The organism is Shimia sp. R9_2 (genome assembly GCF_017743735.1).
GTDB lineage: Bacteria > Pseudomonadota > Alphaproteobacteria > Rhodobacterales > Rhodobacteraceae > Shimia.
Window position 1 is genome coordinate 194,376 of sequence record NZ_JAGHRO010000001.1, and the last position, 17,984, is coordinate 212,359.

Here is a 17,984-nt window from a genome sequence, read left to right on the forward strand (position 1 = left end):
AACCACCATCGCGGATGACCTTCCATGCAGAAAACGCTCCTCCTCACTGGCGCCAGCCGCGGCATCGGGCACGCCACTGTCAAGCGCTTCTCAGAGGAAGGCTGGCGCGTGCTGACCTGCTCCCGCCAGCCCTTTGATCCGCGCTGCCCCTGGCCTGATGGTGAGAAAAACCACATCCAGCTCAATCTTTCTGACCCGGCAGACACCATCAACGCGGTGGAGCTGATCCGCGAGCGGCTTGATGGGCCGCTGCACGGGCTGGCCAACAACGCAGGCATTTCCCCCAAAGGCCCCAACGGCGAGCGGCTGAACACCTTCACCACCGATCTGATGGACTGGGGCAAGGTCTTTCACGTCAATTTCTTTGCCTCCGTGATCCTTGCGCGCGGCCTGCGCGAGGAACTGGCCGAGGCCAAAGGCTCTATCGTAAATGTCTCCTCCATCGCGGGCTCACGGGTGCACCCTTTTGCGGGCGCGGCCTATGCCACCTCCAAAGCGGCCCTGGCGGCGCTGACCCGCGAAATGGCCCATGATTTCGGCCCGCTGGGCGTGCGCGTCAACGCCATCGCGCCGGGCGAAGTGGAAACCTCGATCCTGTCCCCGGGCACCGAGAAGATCGTCGAAGCCCTGCCCATGGAGCGCCTGGGTCAGCCCCGCGAAGTGGCCGATGTGATCTACTGGCTGTGCTCGGATCAGTCGAGTTATGTGACCGGTACCGAGATTGAGATCAACGGCGGCCAGCACGTTTGAGTGCGACCTAAATAGCCAAGCAGATTAGCCCGTTTCGGCGGAAAAAAGCGGAGCACGAAAGTCCGACCTCTTCCCCGCTCGACACATTCCTAAGGTTGCGCCTAAGCTGAAGGTATGGATGAGGCGTTCAAAGATTTTTTGAAAGACATTTCCGTATCATTCCTTCAGGGAAATCTGCCGCTTTGGCGGTCCCGGCTGATCTTGCCCTTAACGATCACGACCAAAACTGAGCACACCATCCTGAGAACCGAAGAGGAAGTGGCCGAAAATTTCGGGATGTACCTGAAAGTAAGAGATGCCCTGTGTGTGGAAGTCGCCGACCGCATCCCGGTCATGCTGGAACATTCCCCGGACGGCACATGGGTTGGTACATTTCAAACGCGGTTGCTGCGCAATGAAGCGCTTATTGAAGAGCCTTATACGTCGACAGCGATCATGCAGATTGTCGAGGATCGCTTCCGCATGACCACTTACGTGAATGCACGTGGGCACAACGAATGGACAGAACACGCCGGCGTCTGATCCCATGCATGGCTTGCGCAGCCAGCTATGACCGCACAGCGGTCACTACAACTGCCTTAGCTTTTTAGAAGGGCTCTCCAATCAGTCGGTCGGAAACTCACTCAGACAATCCGTTTGCCGCACCAAAATCCGAATAGCAGCTTCGGCTCCGCAGAGGTGCCAAAAGCGCCTCTCCGGCGTGTTTTGGATCAAGATAGTAGCTTGTGATCCCCGTGCCCTCCAAAACCCTGTTCATCATATTGAACAATCCGCACACCTGAATGGCGTCAAACAGCGCAGCCTCCGACCAGCCCGCCTCATAGACCGCCTTTGCGTCAGCCTCCGTAGTCCGACTCGGGGCAAGTGTGAGCCCTTTGCAGAATGCCAGTATTGGCTTGAGCGCCTCATCAATTGGCGCCGTCTCCAAATCGTGCATCATGGCCTCAATCGCATCAACGCTCACGCCAAATGCCTTTGCATGGACCATATGCGCCCCATGGCAAAACGCGCAGGCATTCAAGCCAGACACATAGGCGGCAATCGTTTCGCGCTCCGCAATAGAGAGGCTGCTGTCTCCGCGCATCACCCGGTTTTGGTATTCGGCCAAAGGTGCCAGCTTGGACGGAAAGGCCTGATACACGGTGCCAAGCGTGGCATCATCAGGCAAAGATGGAAAAAGCCGTTTCATCGCAAAACCTCCCAACGCGCAACGTAACAAGGCCCTCAGTGTAGCATCGACACACCCACCGCCAAAGGAGGTCACCCGTTCAGCTCACCCCTCAACAACCCGCAGTGTCACGTTGATCCGCCCGCCATCCGGCAAAAGTGATGAGCTGCCAAAGCGGATGCGGTCCACGCCGTGATAGGCCAACCTTGCCTCGCCCCCCATCACCACCAAATCCCCGGAGGTCAGCCAGACCGACTGGGTCTTGCCGCCACGCTCCGTGCCGCCCATGCGGAAAAGCCCGTCGTCCCCCAGCGAGATCGACAGCACCGGATAGCTGAAATCCACCTCGTCTTTGTCCTGATGCAGCCCCATGCGTGCGCCTTCGCCGTAGTAGTTGATCAGGCAGCAATCCGGCTGGCGGGTCAGCCCCGTGATGTCTTTCCAGAGGGTCAGAATGCGGTCGGGAATCGGCGGCCACTCCATGCCGTCCGGGTGCTGCGGCCCATAGCGGTATCCGCGCCGGTCGCTGATCCAGCCCACCCGTCCCGCGCTGGTCATTTTCACACTCATCGGCTTGCCCCAGCGAGTCACCGGCGCGCGCATCGGCGCAACCTGCGCAATGGCGCGCAAATCCTTAACAAAATCTAACTGCTCCGCCGCACTCAGATGGCTTTTGAACAGCTCGAAACCACCTATTTTCATGGCTTGTTCCAAATTCCCGGTCCCCATCGCAAAAAACACCTGAAAAATGTAGCCAAAGGACCACAATCCCTCAATTGAGATGCTTGCAGGCTTTTTTCTTGCTCCCTATATACGCTGCGAAGCGCATTTTGGCTCAGTCGTCAGAATGTCCAATGGATCGAGGCTTGGATGCCACAAAGGGTCCGACCTTGAAATGTCGCCTTAAGTAGAAGGGATCAAAAATGAGCAAAGTGATTGGTATCGATCTCGGTACAACGAACTCCTGTGTTGCCATCATGGATGGCTCCCAGCCAAAAGTGGTTGAAAACGCCGAAGGCGCGCGCACCACGCCGTCCATCGTTGCGTTGACAGATGACGAACGCCTCGTGGGCCAGCCGGCAAAACGCCAGGCCGTCACCAACCCGGAAAACACCATCTTTGGTGTGAAGCGTCTGATCGGTCGTCGTAAAGATGACGCAGCGCTGTCCAAAGACCTCAAAAACATGCCATTCTCCGTGATCAACGGTGGCAATGGCGACGCATGGGTCGAAGCCAAGGGTGAGAAATACTCCCCATCCCAGATCTCCGCTTTCATCCTCGGCAAGATGAAAGAGACCGCTGAGTCTTATCTCGGCGAAGACGTGACACAGGCTGTGATCACCGTGCCTGCGTACTTCAACGACGCACAGCGTCAGGCGACCAAAGACGCCGGTAAGATCGCGGGCCTCGAAGTGCTGCGCATCATCAACGAACCAACCGCGGCCGCGCTGGCCTATGGTCTGGACAAAGAAGACACCCAAACCATTGCCGTGTATGACCTCGGCGGCGGTACCTTCGACGTGACCATCCTGGAAATCGACGACGGCCTGTTTGAAGTGAAATCCACCAACGGTGACACCTTCCTCGGTGGTGAAGACTTCGACATGCGCATCGTGAACTACCTCGCGGATGAGTTCAAAAAAGAGCACAACGTCGACCTGACCAAAGACAAGATGGCGCTGCAGCGTCTGAAAGAAGCCGCAGAGAAAGCCAAGATCGAGCTGTCCTCGGCCAACCAGACCGAAATCAACCAGCCGTTCATCTCCATGGATCCGGCCACCGGCACCCCGCTGCACATGGTCATCAAACTGACCCGTGCAAAGCTGGAAAGCCTGGTGAACGACCTGATCAAGGCCTCCATGAAGCCTTGTGCCGCCGCTCTGAAAGACGCAGGCCTGTCCGCAAACGAGATCGACGAAGTGGTTCTCGTGGGTGGTATGACCCGTATGCCAAAAGTCATCGCAGAGGTGACCAAGTTCTTCGGCAAGGAGCCGCACAAAGGTGTGAACCCTGACGAAGTTGTGGCCATGGGTGCTGCCATTCAGGCCGGTGTTCTGCAGGGCGACGTGAAAGACGTTGTTCTTCTGGACGTGACCCCGCTGTCCCTGGGCATCGAGACCCTCGGTGGCGTGTTCACCCGTCTGATCGACCGCAACACCACCATCCCGACCAAGAAGTCTCAGATCTTCTCCACAGCCGAAGACAACCAGAACGCTGTGACGATCCGCGTCTTCCAAGGTGAGCGTGAGATGGCAGCGGACAACAAGATCCTCGGTCAGTTCAACCTCGAAGATATCCCACCGGCGCCACGCGGCATGCCGCAGATCGAAGTGACCTTCGACATCGACGCCAACGGCATCGTGTCTGTGGGCGCGTCCGACAAAGGCACCGGCAAAGAGCAGAAGATCACCATCCAAGCCTCCGGTGGTCTGTCTGATGCGGACATCGAGAAGATGGTTCAGGACGCCGAAGAGAACGCCGAGGCCGACAAAGAGCGCCGCGAGCTGATCGAAGCGCGCAACCAGGCGGAAAGCCTCGTGCACGACACCGAGAAGCAGGTGGCAGAGCATGGCGAGAAAGTGGACCCATCCACTGTGGAAGCCATCGAGCTGGCTGTGGCCGCGCTGAAAGACGATCTGGAAAAAGACGACATCACTGCTGAGAAGCTGAAGTCCGGCATCCAGAACGTGATGGAAGTGGCGATGCGTCTGGGCGAAGCGATCTACAAAGCCAACCAGGACGATGCAGGCGCTGCTGACATGCCTGACATGGACGACGCTGGTCCGGCAGCTGACGATGACATCGTTGACGCCGACTTCGAAGATCTGGACGACAACAAGCGCTGATCCTAGCGCTCCCGGACATGAAAATCGGGCCGGTCCGATCTCCGGACTGGCCCTTTTCATTCCGACCAAAGGAGTAACCCATGGCAAAACGTGACTTCTACGAGGTGCTTGGCGTCAGCAAAGGGGCTTCGGCGGACGAAATCAAAAAAGCCTACCGTAGGAAAGCCAAAGAGCTGCACCCGGACCGCAACAAGGACAATCCTGAGGCGGAAGGACAGTTCAAAGAGGCCAACGAAGCCTACGAAATCCTCAAAGACGCAGAGAAGAAAGCCGCTTATGACCGCTTTGGTCACGCTGCCTTCGAAGGTGGCATGGGTGGTGGCGGAGGCCGTGGCGGCCATCCGGGCCAGGGTGATTTTGCCTCAGCCTTCTCTGATGTGTTTGACGACCTCTTTGGCGACTTCATGGGCGGCGGTGGCCGTGGTGGCGGCGGGCGTCAGCGCGCCTCCCGTGGTGCCGACCTGCGCTACAACCTGCGTGTGACCCTTGAGGAAGCCTACTCCGGCCTTCAGAAAACCATCAACGTCCCGGCCTCCGTGTCCTGTGAGAAATGCTCAGGCTCCGGTGCAGAGGGCGGCGCTGAGCCGACCACCTGCCCGACCTGCTCCGGCATGGGCAAAGTGCGCGCACAGCAGGGCTTTTTCACGGTGGAACGCACCTGTCCGACCTGTTCGGGCCTCGGTCAGATCATCAAGAACCCCTGTAAGGGCTGCCACGGTCAGGGCCGCGTCGAGAAAGACCGCGCGCTGTCTGTGAACATCCCCGCAGGCGTGGAAACCGGCACCCGCATCCGCCTCGCTGGCGAAGGCGAAGCCGGCATGCGCGGTGGCCCCGCAGGCGACCTCTACATCTTCATCGAGGTGGCGCAGCACAAGATCTTTGAGCGTGACGGTGTGAACCTCTACTGCCGCGTCCCGGTCTCCATGTCCGCCGCCGCCCTTGGCGGAGACATCGAAGTGCCAACCATCGACGGCGGCCGCTCCCGCGTGAAGATCCCATCCGGCTCGCAATCGGGCCGCCAGATGCGCCTGCGCGCCAAGGGCATGCCTGCCCTGCGCGGCGGCGGCACCGGCGACATGATGATCGAACTGGCGGTGGAAACCCCGGTGAACCTCACCAGCCGCCAGAAAGAGCTTCTGCGCGAGTTCGAAGAGCTGTCGGAGGAAAACAACCCCGAAAGCAGCAGCTTCTTCAGCTCCGTGAAGAGCTTCTGGGACAGCATGAAGGGGTGAGCGGCGAATGAGAATTGCTCCAGTGGAGCAATTCCGCCGCGAACGGGCGGAGCCCTAAGCCTGCCAACCAACAAACGTAAGAAAGCTCCCGAGGGTCTCTTCGGGAGCTTTTTCGTTGCTGCAAGAGGCCCATGGCGGCTCCCGCAAAAATGTGTTGAGCACCCAACAAATCTACAACGGCTGTATCCGGTCACCTAGACCAGCCCACGACCCTGGGTGGGGGTGAAGCCCCCTCCCTTGGGGAGGGTCGGGGGCTGGTCGGCTTCGCCTCCTGCGCACTGTTGGAGACCGCACGAGCTAGACTTTGCGAGAGGTACGCTTGATGTGACGTGACCTGCCGATTCTATCGGTTCTCGAATTGGCGAAGCAAACTAGAAACAACCGCAAATTCAGAATCCTCTAAACCGGGTTGATCAACACAGTTTTCCAGCTCTTTGAGGATGAAATAGTCACTGGCCGTGGTGATCTTCCCTCTCTTGAGAACCTTTCTTATCGTCTTGCTGACCAGTCCCGCTTCAGATTGGAACTCAAAGCCAGCCTCATTTCGAAAATCCTCTAGGAACTGACGGATATCGGACGAAAGGTCCTCACCGCCCGTATACATCCTGTAGCACAGGTCAAGATACGTGTGAGAATACCACTGCTGTACGACTTGAAGGATATGACTGTACTGCCCTGCTGCAGCGTCAAAATCCCTAATGAAAGAAGCACTGGGTAAAACGATTTCATTCAGATCTTCTTGCTGAACATGTCCGCGCGCGCGTTTGATCCCCGAAATCCTCCAGGCGCGATAGAATTCCAGCCCCTTTAGCAACCGAAGAAGTTCGCGTCTGGCTGCATCTCTCTTTGTGTCCTGAGGCACGCTTTCTCCCATGGCCCAGCCAACCTTCAACTACTCCGCAGCACTAAAACGATCCGGCTCGAGGCTGCTGTTCCAAAAAATTTCAGAACTCAGCCCCCTCCAAATGCCCCAACACCGCCGCCAGAACCTCCTCCGGCTGCTCCTCAATCAGGAAATGCCCCGCTTCAACGCCCTTTCCCACGGCATTGGGGAACCACGTCTGCCAGCACTCCAGCGGGTCCACGTGATGGGCGATCACCCCCTTGGTGCCCCAGAGCACCAGACAGGGCATCTCAAACTGTCGCCCCTCATCCGCGCGGTCATGCTCCAGATCCACACTGGCCCCGGCCGCATAGTCCCCGCACCAGGCGTCCACCACGCTGGGTCTGCGCGCCGCCACCTCATAGGCCGCCAGAGCCGCTGGGTGAAACATCTCCAAACTGCCTGACAGCCCGACCAGCGCGGAATGCAGATAGAGCACCGGATCGCTTTTGATCAGCGCCTGCGGCATACCGCCGGGCTGCGCCAGAAAGGTCCAGTGGTAGTAGCGCTTGGCCAGCCAGTCATCCATCGTGCGCCACACATCAAGCGTGGGCAAAATGTCCATCAAAGCGATGGACTGCACCGCCTCCGGATAATCCAGCACCATGCGATGCGCTGTGCGGGCGCCACGGTCATGGGACACCACATGAAACCGCTCATGCCCCAGCGCGCGCATCACCGCGACCTGATCCTGCGCCATCGCCCGAAACGTGAAATCCGCGTCATGTGCCACAGAATCACCATAGCCGCGCAGATCCGGCGCGATCACGCGATACCGCACTGCCAGCTGTTCGGCGATGCCGTGCCACATCACATGGGTTTCCGGAAACCCGTGCAACAACAGAAGCGGCGTGCCTGCCCCGCCCACACGCAGATGAATGCACGCATTGGGCAGGTCAATCTCTTGTGTCTCAAAGCCGGAAAACACGCCGCTCACGCCTCTTTTCTAGTGCAACCGTCTCACCGTGGGAGCGGCGCCATGGTGAACATCGCGCGCAGGAAATCTCCCGGCTGAATGCCCGGCAGCGTCGCTTCAAAGACCTTCTGCATCACCCCGCGCGCATACATTTCAGACAGCAGGCCATCCACCAACAGGCGGAAATCCGTGTCGCCGCGCGCCATGGCCAGCCCGTGCTGCTCCACCGTCAGGATCGCATTGCTGAGCTTGAGATTGCCGCGATCTTCGCTGCTCAGCCACAGTGCTGCGAGAATCGACTGGTCCGCAAAATAGGCATCCAGCTCGCCATTCTCCAACGCCTCCATCGCCGCATCATGATCGGCAAAGCGCACCACCTCGGCAAACAGCCCTGCTCCAGTCAGCGTGTTGGTGAGCGCGGTCTCGGTGGTGGTGTCACGCCGCACACCCAGTTTCTTGCCCGCCAGATCCGCAAAATTGTCAGAGCCGTTCAGGGGCAGAAGGATCGACGTGCCATCGGCAAAAACCGGAATGGAAAAATCCACGATCTCGCGCCGTGACAAGGTGATGGTGGCGGCCCCGCACAGCAGGTCAATCTCGCCTGCGGCCACTTTCTCAAACCGGTCCTGCGCGCCGACCGGGACAAATTCCACATCCAGATTGGGGATCTTAATCGTGTTCAGAATGCCCTGTGCCAGTTCGGCACACACCAGCGGGGTGTAGCCGCTCGGATTGCCGTCTTCGGCTTGAAAGGACAGCGGCGCGGCATCCACGCGATAGCCCAGTTTGAGCTGCCCGGTTTCCTTTATCCGTTCGATGGTCTGCGCGCTGGCAGCCCCCGCCAAAAGGGCAGTGGCCATAACAAGGCTCAAAAAGGATTTCATGGGGTATCCTGTCTCAAAAATAATTCGTGTTGGCGTTACCTTTCCAGCTTCCGGGAAGGGCCACAAGCGCGATTTCCGCGCACAAAGGTTAACGAAATTGGCACCGTCGCGTTACAGCCGCGATACCGACGTGCGATTTTGCAGAAATCTGACCTTTGTTAACCTTTGATTTACCATCTTTGGAGATTGTTAACCCATGTCCAGAGCGAACGACTTTGGGGAACGGCCGTTGCCGCTTTTTGAAGCGGACGAGGCCGTTGGGTCGCCGCTCAAGACCGGTAAACTACCCTCCTATATTGCGGATCACCGCAAGCGCCTGCGCACCCGCTTCATTAACGGCGGCGCGCAGGCGCTCCCTGATTATGAGCTGCTGGAACTGGTGCTGTTTCGCGCAATCCCGCGACGGGATGTGAAATCCATCGCACATAAGCTTCTGGAAACATTCGGAGATTTCAACGCGGTCATCAGCGCGCCCCTGCCACGCCTTGCGCAGGTCAAAGGCGTGGGCGAGGCGGTGATCTGTGAACTGAAGGTGATTGAGGCCGCCGCCCACCGTCTGGCCCGCTCGCGTGTGATGCACCGCCCGATCCTGTCGAGCTGGGAGGCGCTGCTGGATTATTGCCACACCACCATGGCGCATCGCGACACCGAACAGTTTAGGGTGCTGTTTTTAGACACAAAAAACACGCTGATTGCCGACGAAGCGCAGGCACAGGGCACGGTCAACCACGTGCCTGTCTACCCCCGTGAGGTCGCCAAACGCGCGCTGGAGCTCAACGCAAGCGCCCTCATTCTGGTGCACAACCACCCATCCGGAGACCCGACCCCGTCAGAGGCGGATATCGCCATGACCCATCAGATCGAGATGGCCTGTCAGACCCTCGCGCTGACCCTGCATGACCATATAATCATTGGGAAATCCCGCGAGTTGAGCTTCCGCTCCGAAGGGCTGATTTAGGTCACTTGACCCAAATCTCCACCCGCCGGTTCACCTGCCGCCCCCAGGCGCTGTCATCACAAGCCATGGGCATGGCTTCGCCAAAGGCATGCACCTGAATATCCATCCGCTCATGCTTTGCAGTCTCCGCAGCCGTCAGCACAGCCTTGCGCACCGAATCCGCCCGACGTTCCGCAATCTTCTGGTTACCCGCCGCCGGGCCGTTACCATCTGAAAAACCTACAAAATACAGGCTTCTTGCGTCATAGACACCGGCCTCGAGCGCCCGCGCCAGCTGTTGCACATTGGAGCGCGACTGCGCATCCAGCCGTGTGGATCCCGCTTGGAACCGGAAAGAAATCGACAGGCGTTTCATGCCCGAAAGCGTGGATGTCAGGCGCTGTAGATCCTCAAGCCCGACGTCTTCCCCAGCCACGGAAATCGCATTGGCAAAGCGATCCCCCTGCAAGTTGACCGGCACCTCTTCGGCGGTCTGATCCACAAACCCAGCCCGCCGGATCACGATCTGCGCGGAGGGGCTGCGGGTATAGCTCAGGAAATCTCGTGCGATTTTGGGCAAGCGACGTGCCGGAAAATAGAGGAACATCGGGGCGTTAAGCGGATAGTCCTCGGTTTTGATGGTGCGCCGCGATGCCGCCAGAGAAAACCCGCAAGACCCCTGCAAGGTCACAAGCTGCGTGTTGCCGCGATCCGCATAAGACGCGATGCCAATGGCAAACGGGTCCCGCTCCACCGCATGGACCAGCGCCTCATTGCGACTGTGGCGCGCCGCCTCCTCATCAGTTCGCAGATTGGCGCGGAGCATCAACTGATCTTCGACCGCCTGCGCAAAACCGGACTCCTCTGTCATCATGTGAACGGAAATCGGCGCATCCGGGCCGCCAAGCGCTGCCCAATTGTCTATCTTACCGGCAAAAACCTCAGCGAGCTGCAGCAAGGACATGGACGTGACCGGATTGCCAGCAGCCACGATGGGCACCATCCCGTCGAGCGCCAGAACGCGGCTGCGGTTGGCGTCTGTCATGTCGCCCAATCCAGCCTCATAGCCCAGCTCTGCCTCCTTGGGGCGGATCTCCCGCAGGGACATGGCAATGTCCGCCTCATCCGCCAGAAGATCGGCAAACCCTTCTTCCGCGCTGCTGGCATGAAAGCGGAACTTGGCGAGCGTTTCGCCTCCGTTCGGTGCGCTGAGGATATAGGTAAACCTTTGTTTGCTCTCAGATTCTTTGGCCACTTCATAACCTTCAGCCTGCGCAAAAGCCTCAAGCAGCGCAGGCATCAGAATGTCGGCCATTGTTGCGGATCCGGAGATCGAAACATCGGCGACGAAGTTGATCAGATTGGGGCAACCGGGGCCTTCGCAGAACACACCGGAGCCATCCACGGTCAGCTCGCCGTAGATCGTCTGCACACGATAGAACTCTCCATCAAACCCCAAAAGGGTGCCGGAGATTTCAACTTCTCCGTCGTGAGATTTGAGGAAAACGTCCTGAGAAAGGGCAGATGTAACACCTGCCAAAAGAAGAAGTGCGGCGTAAACCGCCGCACGAAACTGCATCATTGTGATGTCCTGACCGCGAGCTTAGTTTTTCGCGATTGTCAGGTTTTGGACGAGGTTTTTCAACACCAGAAATTCACCAACAGCGGTACAATCGGGCATCTGCATTTGCAGCTCATGGCGGTCTTTGACCTGCCCTTCACGCAGAGCGAGGCTGGAAAGCTGCATGTCCTGATCACAGTTGGCGGCGGTCACCTCAGCTTCGATGCTGATCTGGATTTCGCCACGGTTCTTCGCAATGCCGGTCGGGAAGGTATAGACCTCCGCCTGCGCCGCTGTCGGGTCGTCAGCCTCGCCAAGAACCATCAGAAAACCGCCCGCGCCACCTGCAAGCGCGCTCACACTGCGCGGCGCCTCCCGCCACACATGGCCCTTCTCGCCGTAGCTCGCGCCAAACTCACGGGCATGGAGCTCAGGGCCGCTGTCACCGCGCCACTGCATCACCACTCGGTCATAAAGCGGCAAAGAGTCGATACGTGCGGAAGCCACAGCCCCATCACCATTCTCAAAAGATGCCGCGAATACAGCCACTTCCGCCAGACCAGGCACCAGCAGATCCGCGCTGCCGTCAGCAGAAACCTGTGCATGGAATTTCAGCTCTTCGTGCTCAATCAGAACACGCTCGCCGGGATGGCACGGCGCGATCAGCTGCAAAGACACCAGCGCGGCGGCATTGGTTTTGGCATGCAGCTCCGGACCACAGCCCAAAGCGGGAATGCTCTCTTCGTTGGGCAGAAGGCCAACAGGTAGATCATCGGCAACCGCCACCAGCACCTGCTGTGTCGGCAGGCTCACGCCCTGGCCCTGCTCGGCTGGCATGGCCGGCAAAGACACAGCCTGCCCCAAGCGCGGGGTCGCAAAATCCTGGGGCAATGACACGCGGTCACGCAAATCACCCTGCGCTGGCGCCTGCGCAACGGCGGGCACAGCGGCCTCACTTGTTTGCATCACAAACCCAATGCACACTGCCATCGACCCCGTTGCAAAAGCAAGGGCATAGCGGCGGTACATGTTTTTGAGATTCTGCATGATGTCTCCTTCTCAGGTGGCAAATCCCGTCCGGACACATTCACAATAGAAAAGGGCGCTCATAAGGCGCCCTTTTGATCTTTGTCTGTCGGTGTGACGCTGAAATCAGGCCAGCTTGCCGTGACAATGCTTGAACTTCTTGCCCGAACCACAGGGACATTGCTCATTGCGCCCCGGATTGCCCCAGGTTGAGGGATTTTCTTCGTCAAACCCTGCAAGCGCTTCGCCCGCTGGCGGTTGCGCCGCCGCTGCGGCGTCACTGGGCGCAGGTGCCGCGCCCGCCTGAGAGGCGTTCATCATGGCCTGCTGGCGCTGTGCCATCTCAAGGGCGAGCTGTTTCTGCTCTTCCTCAGAGATCGGACGCACGCGGGAGAGCATGGAAGTCACGTCAATGCGCAGGCTGTCCAGCATGCTTTCAAACAGTTGGAAGGCTTCGTTCTTATATTCGTTGAGCGGATCACGCTGCGCGTAGCCACGGAAGCCCACAACAGAACGCAGGTGTTCGAGCGTCAGAAGGTGCTCACGCCACTTGCTGTCGATCGTCTGCAAGAGAACCTGCTTTTCGATCATGCGCATCGCTTCGGGGCCAAAGCTGGTGGCTTTGGACGCCATCATCTCGTCAGCCGCCTTTTCCAAACGCTCGCGCATGCTGTCGTCATCCACGCCTTCTTCGTCGGCCCATTCAATCACCGGAACGTCGACGCCCAGGTGTTCAATGGCCGCAGCATATAGACCCTGCGTGTCCCACTGATCCGCATAGGTTTTTGGCGGCAGATGTTTCTCCACCAGATCGTCGATGACCTCGTGGCGCATATCTTGAACGATCTCAGAAAGATCAGCGTTTTCCATGATTTCGCGACGCTGGGAGAAGACCACTTTCCGCTGGTCATTCATCACGTCATCAAATTTCAGGAGCTGCTTACGGATGTCAAAGTTGCGGCCTTCAACCTTCGCCTGCGCACGCTCCAGAGATTTGTTGACCCATGGGTGCACGATCGCCTCACCCTCTTTCATGCCAAGAGTGGAGAGCACCTTGTCCAGACGGTCAGAGCCAAAGATGCGCATCAGGTCATCTTCGAGGCTCAGGAAGAAGGCAGAACGGCCCGGATCACCCTGACGGCCGGAACGGCCACGCAGCTGGTTGTCGATCCGGCGGCTTTCGTGGCGCTCGGTGGCGAGAACAAACAGACCACCGGCCTTTTTAACGGCCTCTTCGTCGTCCACGTGTTTGGTTTCAATCTCTGCCCGCAGCGCCGCGTGATCCCCTTCAGGGTTCGCAGCGATGGCCTCAAGCACTTTGAACTCGACATTGCCGCCCAGTTTGATGTCGGTGCCGCGGCCCGCCATGTTGGTGGCGATGGTCACCGCACCCAGCTTACCCGCATCCGCAACAATCTGCGCTTCCTGTTCGTGCTGGCGCGCGTTCAGTACATTGTGCTTTACACCGGCCTTTTCCAGCAGGTTGGACAGGAACTCGGACTTTTCAATCGAGGTTGTGCCCACAAGGATAGGCTGCCCTTTTTCATGGGCTTCCTTGATGGTGGTGACGATGGCGTCAAACTTCTCACGTGCGGTGCGATAGACGGCGTCATCTTCGTCGATCCGTGCCACGCCGCGGTTGGTGGGCACTTCGACCACGCCAAGGCCGTAAATTTCCTGAAATTCTTCCGCTTCGGTTGCCGCTGTACCGGTCATGCCGCCCAGCTTGTCATAGAGACGGAAGTAGTTCTGGAAGGTCACCTGCGCGAGTGTCACGTTTTCAGGCTGAATCTGGCAGCCCTCTTTGGCTTCGATCGCCTGATGCAGACCTTCAGACAGGCGACGGCCTGCCATCATACGGCCGGTGAATTCGTCAATCAGAACCACCTGACTGTCACGCACGATGTAATCTTTGTCTTTGATGAACAGCTTGTGCGCGCGCAGGCCCTGGTTCACGTGGTGTACAATGGTGGTGCTTTCCGGATCATACAGGCTCTGGCCTTCCGGCAGCAGGCCACGTGCATGCAGGTGCTCTTCCAAGAACTCGTTGCCTTCATCGGTGAACGTCACGTTTTTGGCTTTTTCATCCAGCGTGTAATGCTCTTCCTGAACATCCGGGATCAGCTTGTCGATCGCCACATACATGTCTGTGCGGTCCTGCGCAGGGCCTGAGATGATCAGAGGGGTCCGCGCCTCGTCGATCAGGATGCTGTCCACCTCGTCTACAATGGCGAAATGGTGATCGCGCTGGGACATATCAGCCAATTCGCTTTTCATATTGTCGCGCAGATAGTCAAAACCCAGCTCATTGTTGGTCGCGTAGGTGATGTCACAGGCGTATGCGGCGCGCTTTTCGTCTTCGGGCTGCTGCGGGTACACCACGCCGGTGGTCATCCCCAAAGCGGCAAAGACATTGCTCATCCAGTCCGCGTCGCGGCGGGCCAGGTAATCGTTCACCGTCACCACGTGCACGCCTTTGCCGGTCAAAGCATTGAGGTAGGCAGGGAAGGTTGCCACGAGGGTTTTACCTTCACCGGTTTTCATCTCGGAAATATTGCCCTGATGCAGGAAGATGCCGCCCATCAGCTGTACGTCAAAGGCCCGCAGACCCAGCGCACGTTTGGCGGCTTCGCGACAGTTGGCGAAGGCTTCGGGCAGCAGTGCGTCTAGCGACTCGCCACCTTTGGCGCGCTCAGACAGCTCTTGTGTTTTGGCCTTCAGCTCGTCGTCAGAGAGTTTCTCGAATTCCGGCTCCAGCGCGTTGATCTTTTCAACAAGCGGACGCGTTGCTTTGACTTTGCGGTCATTGGGCGTGCCAAACACTTTTTTGGCGATTTTTCCGAAACCGAGCATATAACTTGTCCTTCGTTGCGCATTCGTGCGTGGCTAATTCTTGCTGTCCCGGCCCTGTGCTCCTAGAAACGGGAAACAGCCTGTTTGCCTTGACCTCAAAGCGATGTAAGGGGCGTCAGGAACAGTGTCAACGCCGCCAGTCCGCGCGGCACCAGCCAAGGACGAAACGATGTCAAAACACCTCAATTTCTTGCGCGCGAGTGCAGTCGCTGTCTGCTTTGCTCTCCCTGCATTTGCACAGGAAGAACCGTCGCTGGACAACATTGTTGCAACGGTCAATGGCGAGGCGATCACATTGGGTGACATGATCTCGATCCGCGCGGGGCTGCAGCCTCAATACCAGCAGCTGCCACCGGAAACCCTGTTTGCCAGCATTCTTGAGCAATTGGTGCAGCAAACCGCCCTGTCCCAGGCGCTGGGAGACAATGTTCCACAATATATCGAGATCGCGCTGAATAACGAACGCCGCACTCTGATGGCAGGCGAAGCGCTGGAAGCCTTTGTCGCCAGCAACGAAGTGAGCGACGAAGAGCTGCAGACCGCTTATCGGGACCGCTTCGCAAACTTTGAAGGCGAGGCAGAATACAACGCCAGTCACATTCTCGTGGGCACCGAAGAAGAAGCGGTTGAGATCCGTCAGCAGCTTCAGGACGGGGCCGATTTTGCGGAAACCGCCAAAGAAAAATCCACAGGTCCGTCCGGGGCTTCCGGCGGCAGCCTTGGCTGGTTTGGCAAAGGTCAGATGGTGAAACCTTTTGAGGACGCCGTGGCAGAACTCGCCGTGGGCGAAATCTCGCAGCCTGTGCAAACCCAATTCGGCTGGCACCTGATCATCCTGAATGACGCCCGCAAATCCGAAGCCCCTTCCTTTGAAGAGGCGCGTCAGGAGCTGCTCAATGATGCGCAGCGCAAAGCGGTTCAGGGCTATATCGCCAAACAAGCGGCGGCGGCTGATGTCGACCAAACCGGTGCTGAAGGCATTGATCCCGCGGTGCTGCAGCGCATCGACCTGCTGAACCCTGTGCGCGTGCAGGAATAAAAGATGGCTGAAATCACCACCGTGTCCCCTCTGGCTCCGGAACATTTTCCGGAGCTGCCAACCATCGAAGGGGTGAAATTCGCCGCTGTTGAGGCGGGCGTGAAATACGCCAACCGCAAAGATGTGATGCTGGCGGAACTGGCACCGGGCACCGCGATGGCTGGTGTCTTCACACGCTCTGCAACACGCTCCGCTGCGGTTCTGGATTGTCAGGAAAAGATCGCGCAGGACAGCGACGCAGGTGCGGCGATCCTTGTGAATGCGGGCAATGCCAACGCCTTCACCGGTAAAAATGGCGTCACCTCGGTGAAAGCTGTGACCGATGCGGTTGCCGCCTGCCTTGATCTGCCGGAAACACGGGTGTTCTCCTCCTCGACCGGCGTGATTGGCGAGCCTTTGCCGCATGACCGGATCACCGGCAAGCTTGAGGAACTGCGCGGCAAGCTTTCGCCCGATGCGATTGTGGATGCCGCCGAGGCGATCCGCACCACCGACACTTTTGCCAAAGGCGCCACGCGCTCGGCAGAGATCAATGGCCAGACCGTCAAGATCGCAGGCATCGCCAAAGGCTCCGGCATGATTGCGCCAGATATGGCCACGATGCTGGTCTATATCTTCACGGACGCAAAGATCGCGCGCGCGGATCTTCAGGCCATGGTGTCGTCGCTCAACAACGTCACCTTCAACGCGATCACCGTGGACAGTGACACCTCCACATCCGACACGCTGCTGGTTGCCGCAACGGGCGCCTCAGGCGTTTTGGTGAGCCCAGAAGATCAGGCGTTCCGCATAGCGCTGCATGAGGTGATGCTGGATCTGGCGCATCAGGTGGTGCGCGACGGTGAAGGCGCGACAAAATTTGTCGAAATCAACATCACCGGTGCAGCAAGCGCCGAAGATGCCCGCACACACGCCATGGCAATCGCCAATTCGCCTTTGGTCAAAACCGCTGTGGCCGGTGAGGATCCCAACTGGGGCCGCATCGTGATGGCGATCGGCAAGTCCGGTGCTCAGGCGGATCGCGATCTCCTGAGCATACGCTTTGGCGATATTCTTGTGGCGGAAAACGGCTGGGTGTCGCCCGACTATAAAGAAGAGGCCGGCGCCGACTACATGCAACAGCAAGACATCACCATCAATGTCGATCTGGGCCTTGGTGACGCACAGGATACCGTTTGGACCTGCGACCTCACCCATGGTTATATCACCATCAACGCGGATTACCGGTCGTGAAAACAGTTTTGGTCGCAGCCGTTGTGCTGATCGATGCGGACGGGCGCATTTTGCTGGCGCAACGTCCTGAAGGAAAATCTATGGCAGGCCTCTGGGAGTTTCCCGGAGGCAAAATAGAAGCGGGGGAAACGCCCGAAGCCGCGCTGATCCGCGAGCTTCAGGAAGAGCTGGGGATCGATACATGGGCAAGCTGCCTCGCGCCGCTGACCTTTGCGTCCCACAGTTATGATGATTTTCACCTGCTGATGCCGCTCTTTGCCTGCCGCAAATGGGAGGGCATTCCTCAGGCCAAAGAGGGTCAAACCCTCAAGTGGGTCGCCAGCAAGAACCTGCGTGATTATGAGATGCCACCCGCCGATATCCCGCTCATTCCGATGATTAGAGACTGGGTATAGGCTAGAATCTGCTCAAATTGGGCCAAATCACGCTACTTTGGTAAGCGGTTTGTAAACTTATATTCAACAATAAGCATTGAACAAGGTAGTATGTTGGCCATATGACAACTACGCACTAACCGAAAATTAACCAAGTCGATGTTAACAAGGTGTCAATCAAGTGGGGATTTTTGACATGCTAAAAACTATCACTGTAGGCAGCTGCGTCTCTATCCAAGGTCCAGTTGTAAGAAGCCTTCCAGATGGGCGCGTATCCATCCG

16 protein-coding genes are annotated in these 17,984 nt (G+C 58.2%); 8 read left to right on the top strand and 8 right to left on the bottom strand.

Translation table 11 applies throughout. From position 1 onward, the window contains the following. The first annotated feature begins 24 nt into the window (after positions 1 to 24). Together J7400_RS00845 and J7400_RS00850 are read left to right on the top strand one after the other, a co-directional pair. Positions 25 to 750, top strand: a complete 726-nt coding sequence (locus tag J7400_RS00845; protein ID WP_209057939.1) for an SDR family oxidoreductase — start codon at positions 25 to 27, stop codon at positions 748 to 750. A gap of 114 nt (positions 751 to 864) precedes the next feature. Beyond that, a complete protein-coding gene (locus J7400_RS00850) occupies positions 865 to 1,272 on the top strand; it encodes a hypothetical protein (RefSeq protein ID WP_209057942.1) in 408 nt (135 codons plus the stop codon). Between the two features lie 97 nt (positions 1,273 to 1,369). On the opposite strand, the gene J7400_RS00855 is transcribed toward J7400_RS00850, so the two are convergent. Continuing rightward, the gene (locus tag J7400_RS00855) at positions 1,370 to 1,939 is read right to left on the bottom strand and encodes a carboxymuconolactone decarboxylase family protein (RefSeq protein ID WP_209057944.1); all 570 of its coding nucleotides are present in this window, start codon (positions 1,937 to 1,939) and stop codon (positions 1,370 to 1,372) included. A gap of 84 nt (positions 1,940 to 2,023) precedes the next feature. Continuing rightward, on the bottom strand, positions 2,024 to 2,620 hold the full coding sequence (locus tag J7400_RS00860; protein ID WP_247738558.1) for an alpha-ketoglutarate-dependent dioxygenase AlkB: 597 nt from the start codon (positions 2,618 to 2,620) through the stop codon (positions 2,024 to 2,026). Between the two features lie 221 nt (positions 2,621 to 2,841). On the opposite strand from J7400_RS00860, the gene dnaK reads away from it, so the two are divergent. Together dnaK and dnaJ are read left to right on the top strand one after the other, a co-directional pair. Next, positions 2,842 to 4,764: a molecular chaperone DnaK gene (gene dnaK / locus J7400_RS00865; RefSeq protein ID WP_209057948.1), complete on the top strand. Its 1,923-nt coding sequence runs from the start codon at positions 2,842 to 2,844 to the stop codon at positions 4,762 to 4,764. An 80-nt stretch (positions 4,765 to 4,844) separates the two neighbouring features. Then, positions 4,845 to 5,996 (top strand): molecular chaperone DnaJ, encoded by a 1,152-nt coding sequence (dnaJ, locus tag J7400_RS00870; RefSeq protein WP_209057950.1) that lies wholly within the window; start codon positions 4,845 to 4,847, stop codon positions 5,994 to 5,996. 343 nt (positions 5,997 to 6,339) lie between these two features. Here dnaJ and J7400_RS00875 read toward each other — a convergent pair whose 3' ends face one another. The 3 genes from J7400_RS00875 to J7400_RS00885 form a co-directional block, all read right to left on the bottom strand. Next, positions 6,340 to 6,858 carry a hypothetical protein gene (locus J7400_RS00875; protein ID WP_209057952.1) on the bottom strand — a complete coding sequence of 173 codons (519 nt, stop codon included), beginning with the start codon at positions 6,856 to 6,858 and terminating at the stop codon, positions 6,340 to 6,342. 82 nt (positions 6,859 to 6,940) lie between these two features. Then, positions 6,941 to 7,816, bottom strand: coding sequence for an alpha/beta hydrolase (locus J7400_RS00880; protein WP_348540089.1), 876 nt, complete (start codon positions 7,814 to 7,816; stop codon positions 6,941 to 6,943). Between the two features lie 23 nt (positions 7,817 to 7,839). Continuing rightward, on the bottom strand, positions 7,840 to 8,679 hold the full coding sequence (locus tag J7400_RS00885; RefSeq protein WP_209057954.1) for an amino acid ABC transporter substrate-binding protein: 840 nt from the start codon (positions 8,677 to 8,679) through the stop codon (positions 7,840 to 7,842). A 196-nt stretch (positions 8,680 to 8,875) separates the two neighbouring features. On the opposite strand from J7400_RS00885, the gene radC reads away from it, so the two are divergent. Beyond that, entirely contained in the window at positions 8,876 to 9,637 is a 762-nt protein-coding gene (gene radC / locus J7400_RS00890; protein WP_209057957.1) for a DNA repair protein RadC, read from the top strand. Position 9,638: 1 nt separating this feature from the next. Here radC and J7400_RS00895 read toward each other — a convergent pair whose 3' ends face one another. The 3 genes from J7400_RS00895 to secA form a co-directional block, all read right to left on the bottom strand. After that, positions 9,639 to 11,198, bottom strand: a complete 1,560-nt coding sequence (locus tag J7400_RS00895) for a phosphate ABC transporter substrate-binding/OmpA family protein (RefSeq protein WP_209057958.1) — start codon at positions 11,196 to 11,198, stop codon at positions 9,639 to 9,641. Positions 11,199 to 11,219: 21 nt separating this feature from the next. Next, positions 11,220 to 12,224: a hypothetical protein gene (locus J7400_RS00900; protein WP_209057960.1), complete on the bottom strand. Its 1,005-nt coding sequence runs from the start codon at positions 12,222 to 12,224 to the stop codon at positions 11,220 to 11,222. A 105-nt stretch (positions 12,225 to 12,329) separates the two neighbouring features. Next, positions 12,330 to 15,056 carry a preprotein translocase subunit SecA gene (gene secA / locus J7400_RS00905; protein WP_209057962.1) on the bottom strand — a complete coding sequence of 909 codons (2,727 nt, stop codon included), beginning with the start codon at positions 15,054 to 15,056 and terminating at the stop codon, positions 12,330 to 12,332. A gap of 169 nt (positions 15,057 to 15,225) precedes the next feature. Between secA and J7400_RS00910 the strand changes: the two genes are divergently transcribed. The 3 genes from J7400_RS00910 to mutT are packed head-to-tail and all read left to right on the top strand — an operon-like array spanning position 15,226 to position 17,723. Further along, complete coding sequence (locus tag J7400_RS00910; protein WP_209057964.1) at positions 15,226 to 16,095, top strand: peptidylprolyl isomerase; 870 nt, start codon at positions 15,226 to 15,228, stop codon at positions 16,093 to 16,095. Positions 16,096 to 16,098: 3 nt separating this feature from the next. Continuing rightward, on the top strand, positions 16,099 to 17,328 hold the full coding sequence (gene argJ, locus J7400_RS00915; protein WP_209057966.1) for a bifunctional glutamate N-acetyltransferase/amino-acid acetyltransferase ArgJ: 1,230 nt from the start codon (positions 16,099 to 16,101) through the stop codon (positions 17,326 to 17,328). Then, positions 17,325 to 17,723 (top strand): 8-oxo-dGTP diphosphatase MutT, encoded by a 399-nt coding sequence (mutT, locus tag J7400_RS00920; protein ID WP_209057969.1) that lies wholly within the window; start codon positions 17,325 to 17,327, stop codon positions 17,721 to 17,723. The genes argJ and mutT overlap by 4 nt, the downstream gene beginning before the upstream one ends. Positions 17,724 to 17,984 lie beyond the last annotated feature (261 nt).

Coding starts and splice junctions, on each gene's coding strand:
- J7400_RS00845 (WP_209057939.1), top strand. CDS start 25: ATGCAGAAAACGCTCCTCCTCACTGGCGCCAGCCGCGGCATCGGGCAC.
- J7400_RS00850 (WP_209057942.1), top strand. CDS start 865: ATGGATGAGGCGTTCAAAGATTTTTTGAAAGACATTTCCGTATCATTC.
- J7400_RS00855 (WP_209057944.1), bottom strand. CDS start 1,939: ATGAAACGGCTTTTTCCATCTTTGCCTGATGATGCCACGCTTGGCACC.
- J7400_RS00860 (WP_247738558.1), bottom strand. CDS start 2,620: ATGAAAATAGGTGGTTTCGAGCTGTTCAAAAGCCATCTGAGTGCGGCG.
- dnaK (WP_209057948.1), top strand. CDS start 2,842: ATGAGCAAAGTGATTGGTATCGATCTCGGTACAACGAACTCCTGTGTT.
- dnaJ (WP_209057950.1), top strand. CDS start 4,845: ATGGCAAAACGTGACTTCTACGAGGTGCTTGGCGTCAGCAAAGGGGCT.
- J7400_RS00885 (WP_209057954.1), bottom strand. CDS start 8,679: ATGAAATCCTTTTTGAGCCTTGTTATGGCCACTGCCCTTTTGGCGGGG.
- radC (WP_209057957.1), top strand. CDS start 8,876: ATGTCCAGAGCGAACGACTTTGGGGAACGGCCGTTGCCGCTTTTTGAA.
- J7400_RS00895 (WP_209057958.1), bottom strand. CDS start 11,198: ATGATGCAGTTTCGTGCGGCGGTTTACGCCGCACTTCTTCTTTTGGCA.
- J7400_RS00900 (WP_209057960.1), bottom strand. CDS start 12,224: ATGCAGAATCTCAAAAACATGTACCGCCGCTATGCCCTTGCTTTTGCA.
- secA (WP_209057962.1), bottom strand. CDS start 15,056: ATGCTCGGTTTCGGAAAAATCGCCAAAAAAGTGTTTGGCACGCCCAAT.
- J7400_RS00910 (WP_209057964.1), top strand. CDS start 15,226: ATGTCAAAACACCTCAATTTCTTGCGCGCGAGTGCAGTCGCTGTCTGC.
- argJ (WP_209057966.1), top strand. CDS start 16,099: ATGGCTGAAATCACCACCGTGTCCCCTCTGGCTCCGGAACATTTTCCG.